This window comes from Comamonas terrae, assembly GCF_001544075.1.
Taxonomy (GTDB): Bacteria; Pseudomonadota; Gammaproteobacteria; order Burkholderiales; family Burkholderiaceae_C; genus Comamonas; species Comamonas terrae.
In genome coordinates this window covers 260,874-280,132 of record NZ_BCNT01000005.1, presented here as the reverse complement: position 1 = coordinate 280,132, position 19,259 = coordinate 260,874, and the positions used below count along the sequence as shown (strand labels likewise).

Sequence of the window (19,259 nt, the reverse complement as noted above, 5' to 3'; positions counted from 1 at the left end):
AAGCGGCTTCAGGCGGCGTGCCGGGCGCGCCACTGCGCCCAGCCGTGGGCCCGCAGCTCGCAAGCCGGGCAGCGGCCGCAGCCGTAGCCCCAGTCGTGCAGCACGTCGCGCACGCCCTGGTAGCAGGTGTGGGTCTCGGTGCGGATCAGCTCCACCAGCGCCTCGCCGCCCAGCTCCCGGGCCAGCTGCCAGGTCTGGGCCTTGTCCAGCCACATCAGCGGCGTGTCGATGCGCAGGCGCCGGTCCAGCCCCAGGTTCAGCGCCAGCTGCTGGGCCTTCATGGTGTCGTCCCGGCAATCGGGGTAGCCCGAGTAATCGGTCTCGCACACGCCGGTGACGATCACCGACAGGCCGCGCCGGTAGGCCAGCGCACCGGCCAGCGTGAGGAACAGCAGGTTGCGCCCCGGCACGAAGGTGTTGGGCAGGCCGTCGGCCTGCATGGCAAAGGCCACGTCCTCGGTGAGGGACGAACCGCCGATCTGCCTGAGCACGTCCAGCGACAGCACATGGTCCTCGCCCAGGCGCGGCGCCCACTGCGGAAAACGCTCCGCCAGCGCCCGGCGCACGTCCAGGCGCACCCTCATCTCCACGTCATGGCGCTGGCCATAGTCGAAACCCAGCGTCTCCACGCGCTCGAATTGCGACAGGGCCTGCGCCAGGCAGGTGGTGGAGTCCTGGCCGCCCGAAAACAGCACCAGCGCCGCCTTGTGGCGGCCGGCGCCGGGGGCGGCAAGGGTATCGGGACGGGACGTTGGGGAAGACGGTGCAGACATGCCCCGGATTACAACATTGCCGGGCAGGCCTCGCACCTGCGTGGGCATACCCGCCGTTCTTGCTAAGCTGGCTGCCTTCGCACCATCCGCACTTTTGCACAGGGGCCCTCCATGCTCACGCTCTATATCGGCAACAAGAACTACTCCTCCTGGTCCATGCGCCCCTGGGTGCTGATGCGCCAGGCCGGCATCCCCTTCGAGGAAGTGCAGCTGCGCTTCGACAGCTTTGCGCCCGACTCCAACTTCAAGCAGCGCCTGCAGGCCGTATCGGCCGCCGGCAAGGTGCCGGTGCTGGTCGAAGAGGGACTGTCCATCTGGGACAGCCTGGCAATTGCCGAATACCTGGCCGAGAAATTTCCCGAAAAGCATCTGTGGCCGCAACAGGGCCCGCAGCGTGCCCGGGCCCGCAGCATGGTGGCCGAGATGCACAGCGGCTTTACCACGCTGCGCAGCCTGTGCCCCATGAATATCGAGGCCCGCCTGCCCGAGGTGGGCGCCCGGCTGTGGGCCGACAACCCGGGCCTGCGCGAAGACGTGCAGCGGCTGGAAGTGCTGTGGACGCCGCTGCTGACGCAGGGCAAGGGCCCCATGCTGTTCGAGCAGTTCAGCATCGTGGATGCCTTCTTCGCCCCGGTCTGCATGCGCCTGATCACCTACGCCCTGCCCATACCGCCCCTGGTGCAGTCCTATGTCCAGCGCGTGCGCAATCTGCCTGCGGTGCAGGAGTGGGTGCAGGCGGCGCTGGCCGAGCACGACTTCCGCCCCTTCGAGGAACCGTACCGCAGCGCCCCTGCCAACTGACGGCGCCTAGGACCTGTTCACATACCCTGGCTTGCCCGGAGGGTTGTGCAGCCTTGGGCGTCTGCGGCGTTGCCGCTCCTTGCAAGGTGCCTACCTTGCTGCGGCCCGGCGCCTGGCATCCATCCCCAGGCTGCACAACGCGATCCACGTGCGTTATGTGAACAGGTCCTAGAACGGCTCGGCCAGCATGTTCACCAGGCTGTGCACGCCGTCGAAATAATTGCCCAGCCGCATGTTCTCGTTGAAGCTGTGCTGGTTGTTGTCGGCATTGACCAGGGGCACGATGACGAAGGGAATCCCCAGCGCCTGGACGGCCGCGCCGGTCGGCACGGTGCCCCCCATCATGCGGATCTGCACCGGAGCGCTGCCCCAGGCCCGGTCCATGCCGCGGCGCAGCCACTGGCCCACGGGCGCATCGAGCGGCGTGCGCACGGCCGAGCCCGAGGCCGAGACGCCGCCCATCTTCAGCGTGGCCAGCCGCGGATGGCGCGCGCGCTCATCTGCCGACGGGGCACCCTCGGTCAGATGGAAACCCTGGGCCTCGATATGGGCGCGCAGCAGCTTTTCCAGGCGCTCGGGCGGCGTTTCGGGAACGGTGCGCATGTCGATCTCGGCCACGGCCGTCGCAGGAATCACGGTGCGCGCCTTGGGGCCGACTTCCGCGCTCTGCAGGCCGCGCACGTTCAGCGACGGGTATTGCATGGACTCCTGGTAGCTGCCGCCCACGGATTCGGCCTGGGCGATGCCCAGGCGCCGGCGCAGCGCGGCCTCGTCATCGGGCACGGCCTGCATCACGGCCCTGGCCTGGCTGTCGAGCTCGATGCCGTCGTAGTAGCCCTTGACCAGTACCCGCCCTTCGTCGTCCTTCATGCTGGCCAGCAGCCGCGCCAGGCTTTGTGCGGGGTTGGCCGCGTAATTGCCGTAGTGGCCGCTGTGCAGCTCCTGGCTGGCGCCGTAGACGGTCAGCGTGGCCTGGGCCACGCCGCGGTTGCCGAAAACCAGGGTGGGCCGGTTGCTGGCATGCATGGGTCCGTCCAGCACCACCATGGCATCGGCCTGGAGCGCCTGCAGGTTCTCGCCGATCACGCGCCCCAGCGTGGGCGAGCCCTTCTCCTCTTCCGAGTCGAGCAGCACCTTGATGTCCACGCCCGCTTCACGCCCCTCGGCCTTGAGCGCGTCCAGCGCCGCCAGCAGCATCACGATGGGCGCCTTGTCGTCCGACGACGAGCGCGCGAATACCCGCCATTCCGGATCGATCTTCTCGCCCTGCAGCCGCTCTATCGGCAGCTCGGCCCAGCGGCCGTCGGCCGTGCGCTGCTTGAGCGTGGCCTTCCACGGGCTGGACTGCTGCCATTCCTCGGGCTTGACGGCCTGGCCGTCGAGGTGGGCATAGAAAAGCACCGTCTTGCGGTTGCCGGCCGCCGGCGTCTGCGTGGCCAGCAGCATGGGCTTGTCGCCGTTGGCCAGCTGGCTGACCGCAAAACCGCGGCGCTCGAAAGCCTTTGCGAACCAGGCCACGTTCTTCTGGATGTCGGCCGGCACGTTGGCGTCATTGGGCAGGGCCAGCACATCGATCCACTCCTGCAGGCTGGCGCGGGCGGCCTGCCGCGTGGCATCGGAGGGCGGGCCGGCAAGAACCGGCAGGGCGGCGAGCGCCACCAGGCCGGCAACGGCCAGGCTCATGGAGTGCGGCCTGAAGGACCAGGGCATGGATATGTCTCCTTGAAGAATGGGGGATGAAGATGGAAGAAACGGGGGAGGCCAAGACCGGCCGACGGGATTTTCAACCCGCCACGGCGATACGCCATGGCATGGCGGCGACACCGCCCGGAGCCCGCGCTCGCCGCATGCGCCCTGTGCAGGCCCTACCATTGCGGCATGAGCGAAATCAAGGTCTACCAGGTCGGCGGAGCGGTACGTGACCGCCTGCTCGGCCTGCCGGTGAACGATACGGACTGGGTGGTGGTCGGCGCCACGCCCGAGCAGATGGCTGCCCGCGGCTATGTGCCGGTGGGGCGCGACTTCCCCGTCTTCCTGCACCCCGAAACCCATGAGGAATATGCGCTGGCACGCACCGAGCGCAAGTCCGGCGTGGGCTACCGCGGCTTTGTCGTGCACACCTCGGCCGACGTGACGCTGGAAGAAGACCTGGCCCGGCGCGATCTCACTATCAATGCCATAGCTGCTCCCGCAAAGTGGGAGAGCACCAGCGAGCTTTTCGACCCCTATCACGGGCAGCACGATCTGCAGGCCAGGGTGCTGCGCCACGTGACGGATGCATTCCGCGAGGACCCGGTGCGCATACTGCGCCTGGCCCGTTTTGCGGCGCGCTTCACCGAATTCACGGTGGCGCCCGAAACCCTCCAGCTCATGCGGGAGATGGTGGCCGCCGGCGAGGTCGATGCCCTGGTGCCCGAGCGCGTCTGGCAGGAAGTCGCGCGCGGCCTGATGGAGGCCCGCCCTTCGCGCATGTTCGAGATCCTGCGCGAGTGCGGCGCACTGGCCGTGCTGCTGCCCGAGCTGGACCGCCTCTGGGGCGTGCCCCAGCGCGCCGAATACCACCCCGAGGTGGACAGCGGCGTGCACGCCATGATGGTGCTGGACATGTCGGCCCGCCTGCAGGCGCCGCTGGCCGTGCGCTTTGCCTGCCTGTGCCACGACTTCGGCAAGGGCACCACGCCCGCCGACGTGCTGCCGCGCCACATCGGCCACGAGCAGCGCAGCGCCCGCCTGCTCAAGCATGTCTGCGAGCGCTGGCGCGTACCCAATGAATGCCGCGAGCTGGCCGACCTCGTCGCGCGCGAGCACGGCAATATCCACCGCAGCGGCGAACTCCAGGCCGCGGCCCTGCTGCGCCTTCTGGAGCGCTGCGATGCACTGCGCAAGCCCCAGCGCTTCGAGCAGGCCCTGCTCGCCTGCGAATGCGATGCGCGCGGCCGCCTGGGCTTCGAGGAGGCGCCCTATCCGCAGCGCCAGCGGCTGGGCGCGGCGCTGCAGGCGGCCCGTGCGGTGGAGACCGCGCCCATCGCCCAGGCGGCCGCCGAACGCGGCCTCAAGGGCAAGGCCGTGGGCGACGCGGTAAGCCAGGCCCGTGAACGGGCGATCGCGCACTGGCTGCAGCAGCAGCCTCTCTAGCCGCCACGGCTCAGGGCGCGAGCCGGACCGAGGTATCCAGAACCTGCTGCTGCGCGGTACAGGCGGCGGCATCGGGCACCTTGCCCTTGCCGCGGGCGGCGGCCACCTCCTGCCGCGCCAGGGCCAGCTGCGCCCGGAACACCGCGTTGTCATGCAGCCGCGCCACCACGGCCGAACCCATGAGGCGGCCCGCCTCGATGTCGCTTGCCCAGTGGGCTCCGCACACGCCCCGGCTCTGCGCGAACGAACGCCCGCGCTGCAGCAGCGCATCGGCGCGCTCGGGCGCCACCTCGGTCAGCACCAGCGCCCAGGCCCAGCCTATGGCCGAATGGCCCGACGGATAGGAGCCGTCCCGGGCCAGGGCCGGCTCGTCGGCAGGCGTGCAGCTGGGCTCCTTGAATGTGACGAAGGGCCGTGTGCGCTGGTAATGGTCCTTGGCCTTGTAAGTGGCCAGTCCCGCGTCCGACAGCGTGCGCCGCAGCAGCATGTTCAGGTGCGGCGTGGCCTGTTCGGAGACCTCCACGCCCAGCGCGCAGGCAAACGCGTCTGCGGCCTGCGGAAAGCGCAGCTGCGCGTCCCGGGCGGCCTGGGCGCCGCGCGGCCCGGCGCGCAAGGCGGTCAGCGCGCGGTAGGCCTGGCCATCGGCCGCCAGCGCGGCCGAATCCGCCGCCGGCGGTGGCGGCAGCAGGGCCAGGCTGTCGGGCAGCTCGCCGTGCGCCAGATAACCCTTGAGATAACCCGAGCCGGGCCGGGATTCGCCGACCTGCGCGGCCGACACGGGCGGCTGCGATTCGGGCGGTGAAGCGGTGGTGGTGCAGGCGGCCAGCAAGGCCAGGGAAGCGGCCAGCGCCGCGCCGAGAGGGGCATTCATCATCTGTCTCCTTGTGTCATGGGTTTGAAAGCGCTCAAACCCGTACAGATTGATGGCTGCGCCGCCAAAACACCGTTAAAGAGGCGACAAACCCCGCGCTATTTGCAATCTCTCAGATCACCGACTGCACCCAGCGCACGATCTCGCCGGGCGGCAGGGCGCCCGAGATGCGCGCCAGCTCCTTGCCTTCCTTGAACACCACCATGGTCGGAATGCTGCGGATGCCGAATGGGGCCGAAGTCTGCGGATGGGCCTCGGTATCGAGCTTGGCGAACTGGGCCTGGCCGGCCAGCGTCTTGGCGGCCTGGGCAAAGCCTGGCGCCATCATGCGGCAGGGGCCGCACCAGGGCGCCCAGAAATCCACCACCACGGGCAGCTGGCTGCGGCCCGTGTGCCTGGCAAAGCTGTCGGCATCCAGCGCCACGGGCTCGCCGGTGACCAGCGGCTGGTGGCAGCTGCCGCAACTGGGCTGGTTGCCCAGTTGCGCGCGCGCGATGCGGTTCGTCGTGTGGCAGTGAGGGCAGACATAGTGCAGGGAATCGGACATGGGAAGCCTTTCTCGTTCGGACGCGGCAGCCCTTCGCATGGCCTCGCCGCACTCCCTGCATGTGCAGCCGGCGCCCCGGGATTCAAGCCAGACGGATGGCCTGAGAACACGTTCTCACAGCTTCACAAACCGTGCGACCAGCGCCGCAATCAGGCTCAGCACCACGGTGCTGGCCACGGGCAGGAAGAATTCGCGGCCGAAGAGCCTGAAGCGCAAGTCGCCCGGCAGGCGGCCCAGGCCGATGCGCTCCAGCCAGGCATGCAGGCCGTTGATGAGCAGCAGGGCCAGGAAGATGATGAGCAGCCAGCGGATCATGAGGCCGCCAGTATAGGCGGCCGCCGGAACCCTGACACCACTGCCGACGCAGGGGCCGGGATGGCGCAGCCTGCCATTCCGTTTGTGAATGAAGTGCTTCCCAAAGATTGATTGACGTCAATTGCGCTCCCTGCCCATGATCGGCCAGGCCATGCGCCCTGCAGGGCCGGATCCCACGCCCGTGGACAACAACGAGACAGCGAGACATTCCGTGCCCCAGACCTTCTCCCGCCAACAATTCCTCCGGGCCGCCGCGCTGCTGGCCGCCGGCCTTGCCGCCCCGGTCTTTGCCGCCGCCGACACCTACCCCAGCCGCGCCATCAAGCTGGTCGTGCCTTTCGCGCCCGGCGGCAACACCGACGTGGTGGCGCGCCTGGTCGGCCAGGGCCTGGCCGAGGCGCTGGGCCAGCCGGTGGTGGTGGAGAACGTGCCCGGAGCCAACGGCGCCATTGGCGCCAGCCGCGTCGCGGCGGCCGCCAATGACGGCTACACGCTGCTGTTCGGCACGGCGGGCACGCAGGCCATCAACCCCAGCCTGTACCGCAACCTCAGCGAAAAAAGCCTGGACGACTTCGAATACATCGCGCTGGTGACCTCCATTCCCAATGTGCTGGTGGTCAACGAGGCCAGGACGCCGGTCAGGTCGGTGGCCGAACTGGTGAGCCATGCGCGCGAGCGCCGCAGCGGCATGAGCTATGGCTCGCCGGGCGTGGGCTCGACCGTGCACCTGTCGGGCGAGCTGCTCAAGAGCGCCGCCCGGCTGGACCTGGTCCATGCACCCTACAAGGGCAGCGCTCCGGCCCTGAGCGACCTGATCGGCGGCCAGATCGACTTCATCTTCGAGAACATCACGCCGGCATTGCCCTTCATCCAGAGCGGCAAGCTCAAGGCGCTGGCCGTGACCTCCGCCGAGCGCCTGCCGCAGCTGCCCCAGGTGCCGACCATGAAGGAAAGCGGCTTCCCGTCCTTCGTCACCGCCACCTGGAACGGCGTGCTGGCGCCCAAGGGAACGCCGCGCTCCGTCGTCCAGCGGCTGGAGGCGGCCACGCTCAAGGTGGCCAGCAGCCCCGAATTCAAGGCCCGGGTCGCGGCCCTGGGCGGCGAGCCGCGCCTGCTGGGCTCGGCTGCGTTCCGCGATTTCACGCGCACCGAGTTCAGGCACTGGGCCGGCATCATCCAGGCCGCGGGGCTGGAGAAACAATAAGGCGTTACAACCGGTGGGTGCGGTCGCCGCGCACAAAGCCCAGCGGCGCCCAGGGCTGCACGCCCTTGGACAGGGCGATGACCTTGAAAAGCTCGCCCATCTCGTGCTCCATCACCAGCTTGGCGGCCATGGAGCGCGCCTTGAGGTTGGCCGCATCCATCCTGGGCGCCAGGCCGCAGTTGATCAGGAAGTGGGCCTGATTGGTATAGCCCAGCACCTCGAAGCCCGCATCCTGCGCGGCCACGGCCGTGCCCGTGAAGTTGACATGGGCCGTGATGTCCTTGAGGCCCACCTGCACCAGCGGATCGCTGTCCACCTGGTGCTGGTAGTGGCAGACCAGCGTGCCCATGTGGCGCTGCACATGGTAGTACTCGCTTTCGCCGAAGCCGTAGTCGATGAAGAAGGCCGCGCCGCGCTGGAGCTTCTCGCCCAGGGTGCGGATGAAGGCCTCGCCCTGGCGGTGGATCTCGGTCAGGTAGTCGTGCGGGCCGTCGATCTCCACGGGAGGGCGCAGCCCGGTCGGCCGGTCCTCCCAGGCAAAGGCCTCGCCGCCCTCGGCCTGCCTCACCGCCACGCCGCGCTCGAACCACTGGCCCTTCGTGCGCTGCAGCAGCTGCACCGGCATGGCATCCAGCACCTCGTTGCCCACGATCACGCCTTCCATGGCGTCGGGCAGCGCGTCCACCCAGCGCAGCAGATGCTCGTACCGGGCCAGCTTGAGCTGCTGGCGGGCGCGCAGCGTGCCCGAGAGGTCGACGATGGTGTAGCGCGCGGGCAGGCGGCCCCGGGCAGCCAGTTCGTCCAGGATCTGCAGGGCCAGCGCCCCCGTGCCGGCGCCAAACTCCCAGATTTCCCGGGTGTCTGTCCTGTCCAGCGCCTCGGCCAGCTGCGCGGCCACCAGCTGGCCGAAGATCGGCGAGATCTCCGGCGCCGTCACGAAATCGCTGCCCGATTCGGGCAGGGCCCCGAACTTGGCCGTCTCGTTGGCGTAGTAGCCCAGGCCCGGCGCATACAGCGCCAGCGCCATGAACCGGTCGAAAGGCAGCCAGCCGCCGGCTGCGGCAATCTCCTGTGCAATACGCGATTGCAAGGCGCTCGTTAAACTTGAGGGTTCTGTCGTCACAACCCGCATTTTTCCACGAATGTCCTCCCTTGCCCGAACACGCACTGTTTTGGTGACCGGCGCTGCCCGTCGCCTGGGACGCGACATGGCCCTGGCGCTGGCCCGTGCAGGCTGGCAGGTGGCCGTGCATTACCGCGGCTCCCGGCAGGAAGCTCTTGAAACCGTAGCTGCCTGCGCAGAGCTGTCGGGCAACAGCGCGGCTTTTGATGCAGATTTCTTTGGCGAGAGCGCGGTGCGCGCCCTGGTGCCGCGCGTCGTGCAGCATTTCGGCCGCCTCGACGCCGTGGTCAACAACGCCTCGCTGTTCGAGCACGACGATGTGCACGACTTCAGCTATGCGGCGCTGGAGGCGCACCTGCGCAGCAATACCGGCGCACCCATCCTGCTGGCCCAGGCACTGCATGCCCACCTCGAGGAGCGGGCCGCGGCCGAAGGCGGGCAGGCTGAACCCATCCAGGGCGCCGTGGTCAACGTGCTGGACCAGAAGCTCTGGAACCAGAATCCGGACTTTCTGAGCTACACGCTTTCCAAGGCGGCGCTGGAGGCTGCCAACACCATGCTGGCGCTGGCGCTAGCGCCGCGCGTGCGCGTGGTCGGCGTGGCGCCGGGCCTCACGCTGACCAGCCACATGCTGAGCCAGGAGCGCTTCGAGCAGCTGCACGCCATGAGCCCGCTGGGCCGCTCCTCCAGCGCCGAGGACATTGCCTCGGCCGTGTGCTTCGCGCTGGAGAACCGGGCGATGACAGGAACCACCCTGCTGGTCGATGGCGGCCAGCACTTACAGCGCTTCGAGCGCGATTTTTCGATGATGTGAGCGCCTGCTACGGCACCGCACAACAACTGCAATGACTTCCGCCTCCGGACAACAGATACTCACCCTCACGGGCCTGCGCTTCGACGCCAGCCTGGGGATTCTTGCGCACGAGAAGAATGCGCCCCAGCCCATCCAGGTCGATGCCGAGCTCCACCTGGGGCCCCAGCCCCTGGCGCCGCGTGACGATGACATCCTGCATGTGCTGGACTACCGCAAGGTGCGCCAGATCATCATCGACGAGTGCACCTCCGAGCATGTGAACCTGCTCGAGAGCCTGATCGGCAAGCTGGCCCAGCGCCTGCTGCAGCTGCCTGGCGTGCGCGGCGTGCGCGTGAAGATCGCGAAGCTGGAAATTTTTGATGACTGCGAAGTGGCCATTCGCATCGAAACCGGACAATGGTGAACCCCATGAATGCTGTGAACGACAACCCCTGGATTGCCGAAGAGGCTGCCGCCCTGGACGCGGCCGAAACTGCTGCGGCGCCCGAAGGCGAAGCCAAGCCCAACAAGATCAAGATCGAGCGCGAGCAGATCAAGCTCGAAAAGCGCCTGTGCCGCGAAGTAGGCCGCGCCATCCTCGACTTCAACATGATCGAGGAAGGCGACAAGGTCATGGTCTGCATGTCGGGCGGCAAGGACAGCTACACGCTGCTGGACATCCTGCGCAAGCTGCAAAAGCGCGCGCCCGTGAAGTTCGACATCGTGGCCGTGAACCTGGACCAGAAGCAGCCCGGCTTTCCCGAGCACATCCTGCCCGAGTATTTCCAGAGCATCGGCGTGGACTACCACATCGAGAACCAGGACACCTACAGCGTCGTCAAGCGCGTGGTGCCCGAGGGCAAGACCACCTGCGGCCTGTGCTCGCGCCTGCGCCGCGCCATCCTGTACAAGGTGGCCGACGAGCTGGGCTGCACCAAGGTGGCGCTGGGCCACCACCGCGACGACATCGTGCAGACGCTGATGCTCAACATGTTCTATGGCGGCCGCATGAAGGGCATGCCGCCCAAACTGGTCTCCGACGACGGCAGGCATGTGGTGATCCGGCCCCTGTGCTACGTGCCCGAGAAGGACACGACGCGCTGGGCCCAATACCAGAACTTCCCCATCATCCCCTGCAACCTCTGCGGCAGCCAGGACGGCCTGCAGCGCGTGGCCGTGGGCGAGATGCTGCGCGAATGGGACCGGAAGTTCCCGGGTCGCATCGAAAGCATGTTCCGCGCCATGGGCAACATCGTGACCACGCACATGATGGACCCCGAGCTGCACGACTTCAAGAACGCCCGGGCCACGGGCATCGCCGACCCCAACGGCGACATGGCGTTTGACCATGAAGAGCTTCCGGTTGCCGCCGGCCTGCCCGGCATGCAGGTGATACAACTGTCCTGAAGCGCGGCTGTTGAACCAAAGCGGCCGCCCAAGGTCCAACAAAGGCCCGTCACCCGCGGGCCTTTTTCACGAACAGGAGAGCAAGCATGAACAAGCGCTGGATCTACGCCATCGCGCTCACGGCCACCGCCCTGCTCGCGGGCTGCAGCACGGTGCGCGAAGTCAACAGCACGGTGCAGAGCTATTCCTCGCTGGGCGCCATTCCCGCGCCGCCGACCTACCGGCTGGAAACCCTGCCCTCGCAGCAGGGCCAGCTGAGCTTTCCCGCCATCGAGGCCCAGGCCCAGCAGGCGCTGGCCCGCGTGGGGCTGACGCGCGACGATGCGCGCGCCAGCCTGGTGGTGCAGATCAGCGCCGTGGCCCGCTATGCGCGCGACTACGCGAGCTGGCCCTATTACGACCCGTACTGGGGCCCGCGCTGGGGCTGGGGCATGAGCTACGGCAGAGGCTGGGGCTGGGGCTTCGGGGGCGGCATGTTCAACGAGCCGCCGCTGGAGTACTACCGCGCCGTGAGCCTGGTGATGCGCGACATCAAGACCCAGCAGATCGTCTACGAGACCTCGGCCCAGCGCCAGGATGTCTGGACCGACGACCCGGCCATCTTCGGCATTCTGTTCGATGCTGCGCTGACCGGCTTTCCGCGTCCGCCGCAGGGATCGCGCAATGTGCGCACGGTGATCCAGCCGGTCCAGGCCGCTGCCCCGGCCGCCGCAGCCACACCGGCACCCGCTCCGGCGGCCGCGCCGGCCGGCACCTCCGTGCGCTGAGGGCGCCGGTGGAGCAGCCGGACCGCTGCCCGGCGTTTTTGCAATCTTCCACACTTGCCCATGCATGCGCGCAGCCGGCGCGTGCTAACGTGCAGGCCTCTCGGTTACGCGGCCAGGCGCCGCCGCCGACCACGGAAAGGAATACAGCATGAAGCGATTTGCCCTCTCTGCGCTGGCCTGCGCCACCCTGGCCGCCAGCGCCTTCAGCGTGCAGGCCGGCGGCCTGACCGATGCCCTGCGCGGCCAGCTGGGTGGACAGCTGGGCGGTGGCGCAACCGAAAGCGGCTCCGGCGCAGCGGGCCTGGGCGGCATGCTGGGCAATGCCGGCGGCGGTGTGGGCGGAGGCCCGGCGCTGTCGGCTCTGGGTCTGGGCGGCCTCACGGGCTCGGGCACGGCCAGCAATGCGGCCGGCGTCATCACCTACTGCATGAGGAACAACTACCTGAACGCCGACAAGGCCGCCCAGGTCAAGAACCAGCTGCTGGGCAAGCTGGGCCTGGGCCAGCAGGAAGAACCCCGGGACGAGGGCTACCAGAACGGGCTCATGGGCCTGGTCAAGGGCGGAAACGGCCAGAGCTTCAGCCTCGACAAGGTCAAGAGCAACCTCAGGGAAAAGGCCTGCGACTTCGTGCTCGACCATGCCAAGTCGCTGATCTGACCGCACAAGGTTCCACACACGCCGATGCACCTGGACGGGCATCGGCTTTTTTGCGCCTGCAGGCCGGCTTGGCTGCTTTGGCGTCAGCACAGTACCGCGCGCATGTCGCAGCCCGCGGCGGCGGTTTGCATGACAATGGTCCGGTTACCAAGAGCACAGGTCTGCACCATCGCCATGCATGTCACGCGCATCATTGCCATCCGGCACGGAGAAACCACCTGGAACGTGGACGGCCGCATCCAGGGCCATCTGGATGTTCCGCTCAACGATACCGGCCTGTGGCAGGCCGAGCAGGCCGCCCGCGCCCTGGTCCACGAGCCCATTGCCGCCATCTACAGCAGCGATCTGCAGCGCGCCTATGCCACGGCCCAGGCCGTGGCCCGCGCTGCCGGGGCCGCGCTGCATGCCGAGCCCGACCTGCGCGAGCGCTGCTTCGGCCAGTTCCAGGGCCATACCTTCAAGGAAATCGAGGCCGCCCATCCCGAGGCCGCGCAGCGCTGGCGCAGGCGCGACCCGCAATACGTGCTGCCCGGCGGCGGCGAGTCGCTCGCCATGCTGCGCGAGCGCATTGCGCGCACGGTGGACCGCATCGCCAGCCGCCACGAGGGCGAGCAGATCGTGCTGGTGGCCCACGGCGGCGTGATGGACACCCTGTACCGCCTGGCCACGCGCCAGGATCTGCAGGCGCCGCGCACCTGGGAGCTGACCAATGCGGCCATCAACCGCCTGCTGTGGACACCCGAAGGCCTGTCTCTGGTAGGCTGGGCCGATACCGCCCATCTTTCCCCGGACAGCCGCGATGAAATCCATTCCTGAGTCTCTGCAAGCCCTGGTCGGCCAGGCCGCCCGCCGCATCGACACCCCCGCCCTGGTCATCGACCTCGACGCCATGGACCGCAACATCGAGCGCATGGCCCGCTTTGCCCGGCAGCACGGCGTGCTGTGGCGCCCCCATGCCAAGCTGCACAAGAGCGCGCACATCGCGCTGCTGCTGGAGCAGGCCGGCGCCTGCGGCCACTGCGTGCAGAAGGTCTCTGAAGCCGAGGCCCTGGCCGAAGGCGGCGTGAACAACATCTTCATCAGCAACGAAGTCGTCTCGCCGGCCAAGCTCGAGCGCGTGGCGCGCCTGGCCAAGACGCTGTATGCGCGCAGCGGCCGGCTGGCCATTGCCGTCGACAACGCGGAAGGCGTGGCGCGCCTGGCCAGGGCCATGCAGGAGGCAAAGGCGGCCAACGGCGCCATCGACGTGCTGGTGGAAATCAACGTGGGCCAGAACCGCTGCGGCGTGGCGCCCGGCGCGGCCGCGGTGGAGCTGGCGCGCGCCATTCTGGCCCAGCCCACGCTGCGCTTTGCGGGCCTGCAGGCCTACCACGGCGGTGCCCAGCATCTGCGCTCGGCCCGGGAGCGCCGCGAGGCCATTGCCCAGGTGCTCGGGCATGTCAACCGCACCCGCCATGCGTTCGATGCCGCGGGCATCGAACTGCCGCTGATCACGGGCGCCGGCACCGGCACCATGGTTCACGAAGCCGCCAGCGGCGTGTACGGCGAGATCCAGCCCGGCTCCTTCCTGTTCATGGACGCCGACTACGCGGCCAACGAGCACGATCCGGCCCAGCCGGTGTTCGAGCATGCGCTGTACGTCAAGACCCAGGTCATGTCGGTCGGCGAAGGCCGCGCCGTCTGCGATGCGGGCCACAAGTCCCATGCCGTGGACTCGGGCCTGCCCCGGCTGCACGCACTGCCGCCCGGGCAGGCGCTGCGCTTTGCGAACGGCGGCGACGAGCACGGCGTGCTCTATCCGGCCGAAGAGGCCGGCAACACCAGCGGCTGGCTGCCCGCGCTGGGCGAGACGCTGTGGCTGATTCCCGGCCATTGCGATCCGACGGTCAACCTGCACGACCATCTGATCGGCGTGCGCGGCGGACGGCTCAAGGGCGTGGTCGAGCGCATCTTCACCGTGGACGGCCGCGGCGCGCTGACCTGATCCGCTTTCAGGCTGCGCGCCACTCACCAAAAAGGAGCGCCTTGCGCCTGCCAGTCCATGGCTTCAGCCTTCTTAAAGGTTGAAAACCATCGCTGGCAAGCGCAAGGCGCTTCTCTTTTCGATATCCCCGCAGGGCGGCGATCAGGCCGGACGGCCGTAGGTCGAGGTGAACGTGGCCTTGGCGATGGTGTTGGCGTTGATCATGAAGCCGCAGATGGCCGCCGTGGCATCGTCGGGAATGTCCAGCCGCTCCACCGACAGCGCATGCACGGTGAAGATGTAGCGGTGGGGCTTGTCGCCGGGCGGCGGGCACATGCCGCCCCAGGCGAAGGCGCCGTAGTCGTTGCGCATCTGGCGCGCCCCGGCCGGCAGCGTGCTGCTGCCCTTGGCGCCGGCATTGGCCTGGAGTTCCGAAGTGCCGGCCGGCAGGTCCACCACGATCCAGTGCCACCAGCCGCTGCCCGTGGGCGCATCGGGGTCGTACACGGTCACGGCAAAGCTCCTGGTGTCTGCAGGGGCGCCGCTCCATTGCAGCACGGGCGACTCGTTGCGGCCGCCGCAGCCGAACACATCGGCCTCGAAGTGCGCGGGCACGCTGCCGCCTGCGGGAATATCGGGGCTGGAAAGGGTGAAGGTACTCATGCTTGTCTAGGCTCCTTTGCAATCCCTGGAGTATGCCGCGCGCACTGCGCCGCAGCCAGCACCGGACGGGATTGCCGTCCACCATTCATAATAATGAGAATCAATATCATATAGAATGAAAACGACCGGTGCAGCCCAAGGCCTGCGCTCCTCTTTTTCTCCCCGGATCCGCCGCATGCCGACTTCCGCCGCCTCTTCTCCGGCGCGTCCCGACGCTTCATGCCACTCCCGCCGCCAATGGCTGGCCGCTGCCCTGGCCCTGCCGGCGCTGGCCGCAAACAGCCGCGCCCGGGCCCAGGGGGAATCCAGGCCGCCCTGGCAGCCATGGCCCATGCCGGGCGTGCGCCAGCTGGACCTGCCGGCCGCGCCGCTGCCCGGCTCGGCCGCCGCGCGCCAGCACCGCGTGATGGTCTATGAGCCCGAAGGCGCGGTGCCGGCCGGCGGCCATCCGGTGATTTATGTGCTGGACGGCAATCTGATGTTCCCACTGGTCGCGCAGCTGGTGCACAACCGCGGCGCACGCGGCCAGGCGCTGCGCGGCGGCAGCGCCATCGTCGTCGGCCTGGGCCATGCCATGCCCGCAGGCGGCGCCGTCCACGACCTGGCGGCCCGTACCTATGACTACACCCCGCCCGGCGAAGGCGTGGGCCCCGATGCCCGGGGCCGCGCCCAGGGCGGCGCCGACCGGTTCCTGGATTTCTTCGCCGGCACGCTGCAGCCGCTGCTGCAGTCCGAGCTGCCGGTCGATGCCCGGCAGCAGACGCTGCTGGGCCATTCCTACGGCGGCCTGTGCACGCTGCATGCGCTGTTCACCCGGCCCGGCATGTTCCGCCACCACGTGGCGGCCAGCCCCTCGCTGTGGTGGGGCGGCGGCGCGGTGCTCAGGGAATGCCGGGCTTTCATCGCGCGCCACGGCGCGGGCGGCACGCCTCTGCCTGGATCGCCAGCCATGCCGCTGAGCCTGCATCTGAGCCAGGGCGGCAAGGAGCTGGAACCCCGCGTCCTCGGCGCCACGTCCGATCCCGGGCGCGAGGCTGCCGCGCTGCAGGCCCGGGCCCGGGGCAGCACGGCCGACCTGCCGGAAATGCTGAAAGCGGTGACCGGCCTGCGTACCTGCTATACCGTCTGGCCCGGTGCCGACCATGGCGGGGTCATGCCGTTTGCCTGCATGCAGGCCGTACAGATCGCACTGGCCGCAGCCTGACGCGGCCGCGAAGCGATCAGGGCGCAGCGTCCTCGGGCCACCAGCCGTCGGCGCGGCGCACCATGCGCGGGCAGTCGTAGGCGCCGACCACGGGAATCGCGGAGCCGTCGGCACGGCGCAGCTTTTCCTGCCACTGCGTGCCCTGGCGCATGGCCACGGCAATCGCGGCCACCTCGGCGCCGCAGCGCTGCAGCAGCGTCAGGCCGGCCGCCATGGTGGTGCCGGAGCTCACGGCATCGTCCACCACCAGCACGCGCCGGCCGGCGATCAGCGCCAGCTGGTTGGGGTCCACGTAGAGCAGCTTGCCCTTGCCCGGCGTGGTGATGGAGCTCACGGGCTCGGACAGCTCCTCGCGGTACCAGTACTTGCGCGAATAGCCCAGCGGCACGAAGCGGCCGTGGCCCAGCGCGCGGGCCACCAGCGGCGCAAAGGCCAGGCCCAGGGTGGGCAGGCCCACGATCACGTCGAAGGCATGGCCGCGGGCGCCTTCGGCCATGTGCAGGGCCAGCTGCTCCACCACGTCCAGGCTGGCCTGGTTGGCGATCAGCGAGGCCACGCAGCGGTCCGGCGCGGCGCCGGACGCCGTGGGCATGCCGCGCAGCGGCAGCACCAGGTAGCGGCCGTCGGGCAGGCGCGCGGGATAGCTTCTGGCATAGGGCGGATGGGGTGGCTGGGCCAGCTCGGCCTCGCCGACGATGGATTGCCAGTAACCGGTGGTGGCGTCAAAGCCCGGCAGGCTCTGGCCGGAGAGATCGATGGGGTTCATGCGCGGTCGCGGCTCAGGTAGGCTTCGGCCAGTTTCACCCAGTACGAGGCCGTCACGGGCAGCAGGTTGTCGTTGAAGTCGTAGCCGGGGTTGTGCACCATGCAGCCGCCCTCGCCCATGCCGTTGCCCACGATGAAGTAGTTGCCCGGCACCTCGTTCAGCATGATGGCGAAGTCGTCGCTGGCCTGCAGCGGCTGCAGGTCGGGGATCAGCCACTCCTGGCCGAGGAAGTCGCGTGCCACGCCGACGGCGAAATCCGTGGCGGCCGCGTCATTGATGACGGGCGGGTAGCGCCACTTGTAGTCCACCTCGGCCGTGGCGCGGTGCACGGCGGCCTGCGCATGGGCCATGGCCGTGATGCGCTCGCGCAGCAGGGCGCGCACCTCGGGGCAGCGCGCGCGGATGGTCACGCGCAGCTCGCAGGTCTCGGGGATCACGTTGGGCGCGTCGCCCGCATGGATGGCGCCCACGGTGACCACGGCCATGTCGTTGGGGTCGATCTCGCGCGAGCGTATGGTCTGCAGCGCCAGCACCAGGTGCGAGGCCACGACGATGGGGTCCACGGCCACATGCGGCATGGCGCCATGGCCGCCCTTGCCGCGGATGGTGATGACGGCCGTGTCCGAGCTGGAATACATCACGCCCGCGCGAAAGCCGAAGTGCCCGGCAGGATAGCCGGGCTCGTTGTGGAAGGCGTAGAGCGCATCGCAGGGAAACCGCTCGAACAGGCCCTGCTCCACCATCTTCCTGGCGCCGCCATGGCCTTCCTCGGCCGGCTGGAAGATCAGGTGCAGCGTGCCATCGAGCCGGTCCCGGCGCTGCGCCAGAACCCGGGCCGCGGCCAGCAGCGTGGCCGTGTGGCCGTCGTGGCCGCAGGCGTGCATCTTGCCGTCGTGGCGGCTCGCATAGGGCAGGCCCGTGGCCTCGCGGATGGGCAGCGCATCCATGTCGGCACGCAGGCCCAGGCGCCTGCCGCCTGCAGGGCCGCCGCCGCGCAGCGTGCCCACCACGCCCGTGTCGCCCAGCCCGCGGTGTACCTCGTAGCCCCATTCGGCCAGCCTGGCGGCCACGATATCGCCCGTGCGGTGCTCTTCGTAGGCCAGCTCGGGATGCGCATGCAGGTCGTGGCGCAGCGCCAGCATTTCCTGCGCCACGGCTGCCACCTCGGGCAGCACGGGCGGGTGGATTTCGGGATGGACGGGGTTGAGCGGCATGGCGGCTTATTCCTGCTGGATGTTGGCCGACTTCACGATTTGCGCGTAGCCGGCTTTTTCCTTCTTGAGAAAGCTGGCGAAGGTCGCCGGCGTGCCCGTGCCCGGCGTGGCGCCGCCCTCTTCCAGGCGCTTTCTCACATCGGGCAGCTTGAGCACCTCGGCCAGCTCGGTGGACAAGCGGGCCACCACGGCCTGCGGCGTTTTAGCCGGCACGAACAGGCCGGTCCAGGTGTTGAGGTCGAAGCCCTTGAGCTCGGGCGATTCGGCGAAGGTCATCACGCCGGGGATGGAATCGATGCGCCTGGCCGAGGTCACGCCCAGGCCCACGAGTTTCTTCTGCTGGACCAGCGGCGTGGCGCTGGTGGTCACCAGCATGCCCACGTCCACCTGGCCGCCCATCACGTCGCTGGTGATCTGCGCGCCGCCGCGGTAGGGCACGTGCACCAGCTTGACCTTGGCGCGCTCCTGCAGCATCTCCATGGCCAGGTGCAGCATGGTGCCCACGCCCGAGGTCGCATAGGTCAGGCCGCCGGGATGGGCGCGCGCCAGCGCGATCAGCTCGGTGATGTTGTGCGCGGCCAGGCCCGGGCGGGCCACGGCCACCACGGGCGCGATCGTGACCAGGCCCACGGGCGTCAGGTCGCGCTCGGCGTCGTACCGGACGGCCGAATTGATGAGCTGGGCAATGCTGATCGGGCCGTCGAAGCCCATGAGCAGCGTATAGCCGTCGGCCGGCGACTTCACGGCCTTGCTCACGCCCAGCACGCCGCCGGCGCCGGGCACGTTGTCCACCACGATGGACTGGTTCAGGCGCTCGCCGAGCTTCTGGCCGATCAGGCGGGCCGTGGTGTCCACATTGCCGCCCGGGCTGAAGGGCACGATCAGGGTGATGGGCTTGGCGGCGGGCCAGGCATCGCCGGCGGCGAACGCGGCGGGAGCGGTCAGGCCGGCGGCAGCCACCATGGCGGCTGCCGCCACGAGGAAGCGGCGGGATGTGGGCATGGAAAAGGATCGGCGAGGGGGCAAGCCTTCGATTATTTCACGCCCGTTACTCG

The 19,259-nt window shown here is 69.0% G+C and carries 21 protein-coding genes; 11 read left to right on the top strand and 10 right to left on the bottom strand.

The window, feature by feature from the left end:
• Positions 1 to 8: 8 nt before the first annotated feature.
• A complete protein-coding gene (queC, locus tag Cte04_RS09725; RefSeq protein ID WP_066475906.1) occupies positions 9 to 773 on the bottom strand; it encodes a 7-cyano-7-deazaguanine synthase QueC in 765 nt (254 codons plus the stop codon).
• Between the two features lie 111 nt (positions 774 to 884).
• On the opposite strand from queC, the gene Cte04_RS09720 reads away from it, so the two are divergent.
• Positions 885 to 1,574, top strand: coding sequence for a glutathione S-transferase family protein (locus tag Cte04_RS09720; protein ID WP_066475904.1), 690 nt, complete (start codon positions 885 to 887; stop codon positions 1,572 to 1,574).
• A 168-nt stretch (positions 1,575 to 1,742) separates the two neighbouring features.
• Here the strand turns inward: Cte04_RS09720 and Cte04_RS09715 are convergent, their stop codons facing one another.
• Positions 1,743 to 3,284, bottom strand: coding sequence for a M20/M25/M40 family metallo-hydrolase (locus Cte04_RS09715; protein ID WP_066475903.1), 1,542 nt, complete (start codon positions 3,282 to 3,284; stop codon positions 1,743 to 1,745).
• A gap of 177 nt (positions 3,285 to 3,461) precedes the next feature.
• Between Cte04_RS09715 and Cte04_RS09710 the strand changes: the two genes are divergently transcribed.
• Complete coding sequence (locus Cte04_RS09710; protein ID WP_174522912.1) at positions 3,462 to 4,709, top strand: multifunctional CCA addition/repair protein; 1,248 nt, start codon at positions 3,462 to 3,464, stop codon at positions 4,707 to 4,709.
• A gap of 10 nt (positions 4,710 to 4,719) precedes the next feature.
• On the opposite strand, the gene Cte04_RS09705 is transcribed toward Cte04_RS09710, so the two are convergent.
• The 3 genes from Cte04_RS09705 to Cte04_RS09695 form a co-directional block, all read right to left on the bottom strand.
• Positions 4,720 to 5,580, bottom strand: coding sequence for an acid phosphatase (locus Cte04_RS09705; protein ID WP_066476218.1), 861 nt, complete (start codon positions 5,578 to 5,580; stop codon positions 4,720 to 4,722).
• A 112-nt stretch (positions 5,581 to 5,692) separates the two neighbouring features.
• Positions 5,693 to 6,127 (bottom strand): thioredoxin TrxC, encoded by a 435-nt coding sequence (gene trxC, locus Cte04_RS09700; RefSeq protein WP_066475901.1) that lies wholly within the window; start codon positions 6,125 to 6,127, stop codon positions 5,693 to 5,695.
• Between the two features lie 114 nt (positions 6,128 to 6,241).
• Positions 6,242 to 6,442, bottom strand: a complete 201-nt coding sequence (locus Cte04_RS09695) for a DUF2905 domain-containing protein (protein ID WP_066475899.1) — start codon at positions 6,440 to 6,442, stop codon at positions 6,242 to 6,244.
• A gap of 211 nt (positions 6,443 to 6,653) precedes the next feature.
• Between Cte04_RS09695 and Cte04_RS09690 the strand changes: the two genes are divergently transcribed.
• A complete protein-coding gene (locus Cte04_RS09690) occupies positions 6,654 to 7,646 on the top strand; it encodes a Bug family tripartite tricarboxylate transporter substrate binding protein (protein ID WP_066476215.1) in 993 nt (330 codons plus the stop codon).
• Between the two features lie 4 nt (positions 7,647 to 7,650).
• On the opposite strand, the gene Cte04_RS09685 is transcribed toward Cte04_RS09690, so the two are convergent.
• Positions 7,651 to 8,778: a class I SAM-dependent methyltransferase gene (locus tag Cte04_RS09685; RefSeq protein WP_083526588.1), complete on the bottom strand. Its 1,128-nt coding sequence runs from the start codon at positions 8,776 to 8,778 to the stop codon at positions 7,651 to 7,653.
• A gap of 10 nt (positions 8,779 to 8,788) precedes the next feature.
• Between Cte04_RS09685 and Cte04_RS09680 the strand changes: the two genes are divergently transcribed.
• The 7 genes from Cte04_RS09680 (at position 8,789) to Cte04_RS09650 (ending at position 14,378) form a co-directional block, all read left to right on the top strand.
• Positions 8,789 to 9,583: an SDR family oxidoreductase gene (locus tag Cte04_RS09680; RefSeq protein WP_066475897.1), complete on the top strand. Its 795-nt coding sequence runs from the start codon at positions 8,789 to 8,791 to the stop codon at positions 9,581 to 9,583.
• Between the two features lie 31 nt (positions 9,584 to 9,614).
• Positions 9,615 to 9,986, top strand: a complete 372-nt coding sequence (locus Cte04_RS09675; RefSeq protein ID WP_066475895.1) for a dihydroneopterin aldolase — start codon at positions 9,615 to 9,617, stop codon at positions 9,984 to 9,986.
• Positions 9,987 to 9,991: 5 nt separating this feature from the next.
• Entirely contained in the window at positions 9,992 to 10,969 is a 978-nt protein-coding gene (gene ttcA, locus Cte04_RS09670; protein WP_370671025.1) for a tRNA 2-thiocytidine(32) synthetase TtcA, read from the top strand.
• Positions 10,970 to 11,055: 86 nt separating this feature from the next.
• Positions 11,056 to 11,736, top strand: a complete 681-nt coding sequence (locus tag Cte04_RS09665; RefSeq protein WP_066475891.1) for a DUF4136 domain-containing protein — start codon at positions 11,056 to 11,058, stop codon at positions 11,734 to 11,736.
• A 148-nt stretch (positions 11,737 to 11,884) separates the two neighbouring features.
• Complete coding sequence (locus Cte04_RS09660) at positions 11,885 to 12,394, top strand: YjjA family protein (protein ID WP_066475889.1); 510 nt, start codon at positions 11,885 to 11,887, stop codon at positions 12,392 to 12,394.
• Between the two features lie 174 nt (positions 12,395 to 12,568).
• Positions 12,569 to 13,210, top strand: coding sequence for a histidine phosphatase family protein (locus Cte04_RS09655; protein WP_066475887.1), 642 nt, complete (start codon positions 12,569 to 12,571; stop codon positions 13,208 to 13,210).
• Complete coding sequence (locus Cte04_RS09650; protein ID WP_066475885.1) at positions 13,194 to 14,378, top strand: DSD1 family PLP-dependent enzyme; 1,185 nt, start codon at positions 13,194 to 13,196, stop codon at positions 14,376 to 14,378. The genes Cte04_RS09655 and Cte04_RS09650 overlap by 17 nt, the downstream gene beginning before the upstream one ends.
• A gap of 141 nt (positions 14,379 to 14,519) precedes the next feature.
• Here Cte04_RS09650 and Cte04_RS09645 read toward each other — a convergent pair whose 3' ends face one another.
• Positions 14,520 to 15,020, bottom strand: a complete 501-nt coding sequence (locus tag Cte04_RS09645; protein WP_066475884.1) for a YbhB/YbcL family Raf kinase inhibitor-like protein — start codon at positions 15,018 to 15,020, stop codon at positions 14,520 to 14,522.
• 175 nt (positions 15,021 to 15,195) lie between these two features.
• Here Cte04_RS09645 and Cte04_RS09640 point away from each other — a divergent pair, with 175 nt between their 5' ends.
• Positions 15,196 to 16,224: an alpha/beta hydrolase gene (locus tag Cte04_RS09640; RefSeq protein ID WP_066475883.1), complete on the top strand. Its 1,029-nt coding sequence runs from the start codon at positions 15,196 to 15,198 to the stop codon at positions 16,222 to 16,224.
• A 16-nt stretch (positions 16,225 to 16,240) separates the two neighbouring features.
• Here Cte04_RS09640 and Cte04_RS09635 read toward each other — a convergent pair whose 3' ends face one another.
• From Cte04_RS09635 to Cte04_RS09625, 3 genes are read right to left on the bottom strand one after another with little or no spacing between them, the layout of a single operon-like run.
• Positions 16,241 to 16,990 (bottom strand): phosphoribosyltransferase, encoded by a 750-nt coding sequence (locus tag Cte04_RS09635; protein WP_066475882.1) that lies wholly within the window; start codon positions 16,988 to 16,990, stop codon positions 16,241 to 16,243.
• Positions 16,987 to 18,204 (bottom strand): M20 aminoacylase family protein, encoded by a 1,218-nt coding sequence (locus tag Cte04_RS09630; RefSeq protein WP_066475880.1) that lies wholly within the window; start codon positions 18,202 to 18,204, stop codon positions 16,987 to 16,989. The genes Cte04_RS09635 and Cte04_RS09630 overlap by 4 nt, the downstream gene beginning before the upstream one ends.
• Positions 18,205 to 18,210: 6 nt before the next feature.
• Positions 18,211 to 19,206, bottom strand: a complete 996-nt coding sequence (locus tag Cte04_RS09625) for a Bug family tripartite tricarboxylate transporter substrate binding protein (RefSeq protein WP_066475873.1) — start codon at positions 19,204 to 19,206, stop codon at positions 18,211 to 18,213.
• Between the last annotated feature and the right edge of the window lie 53 nt (positions 19,207 to 19,259).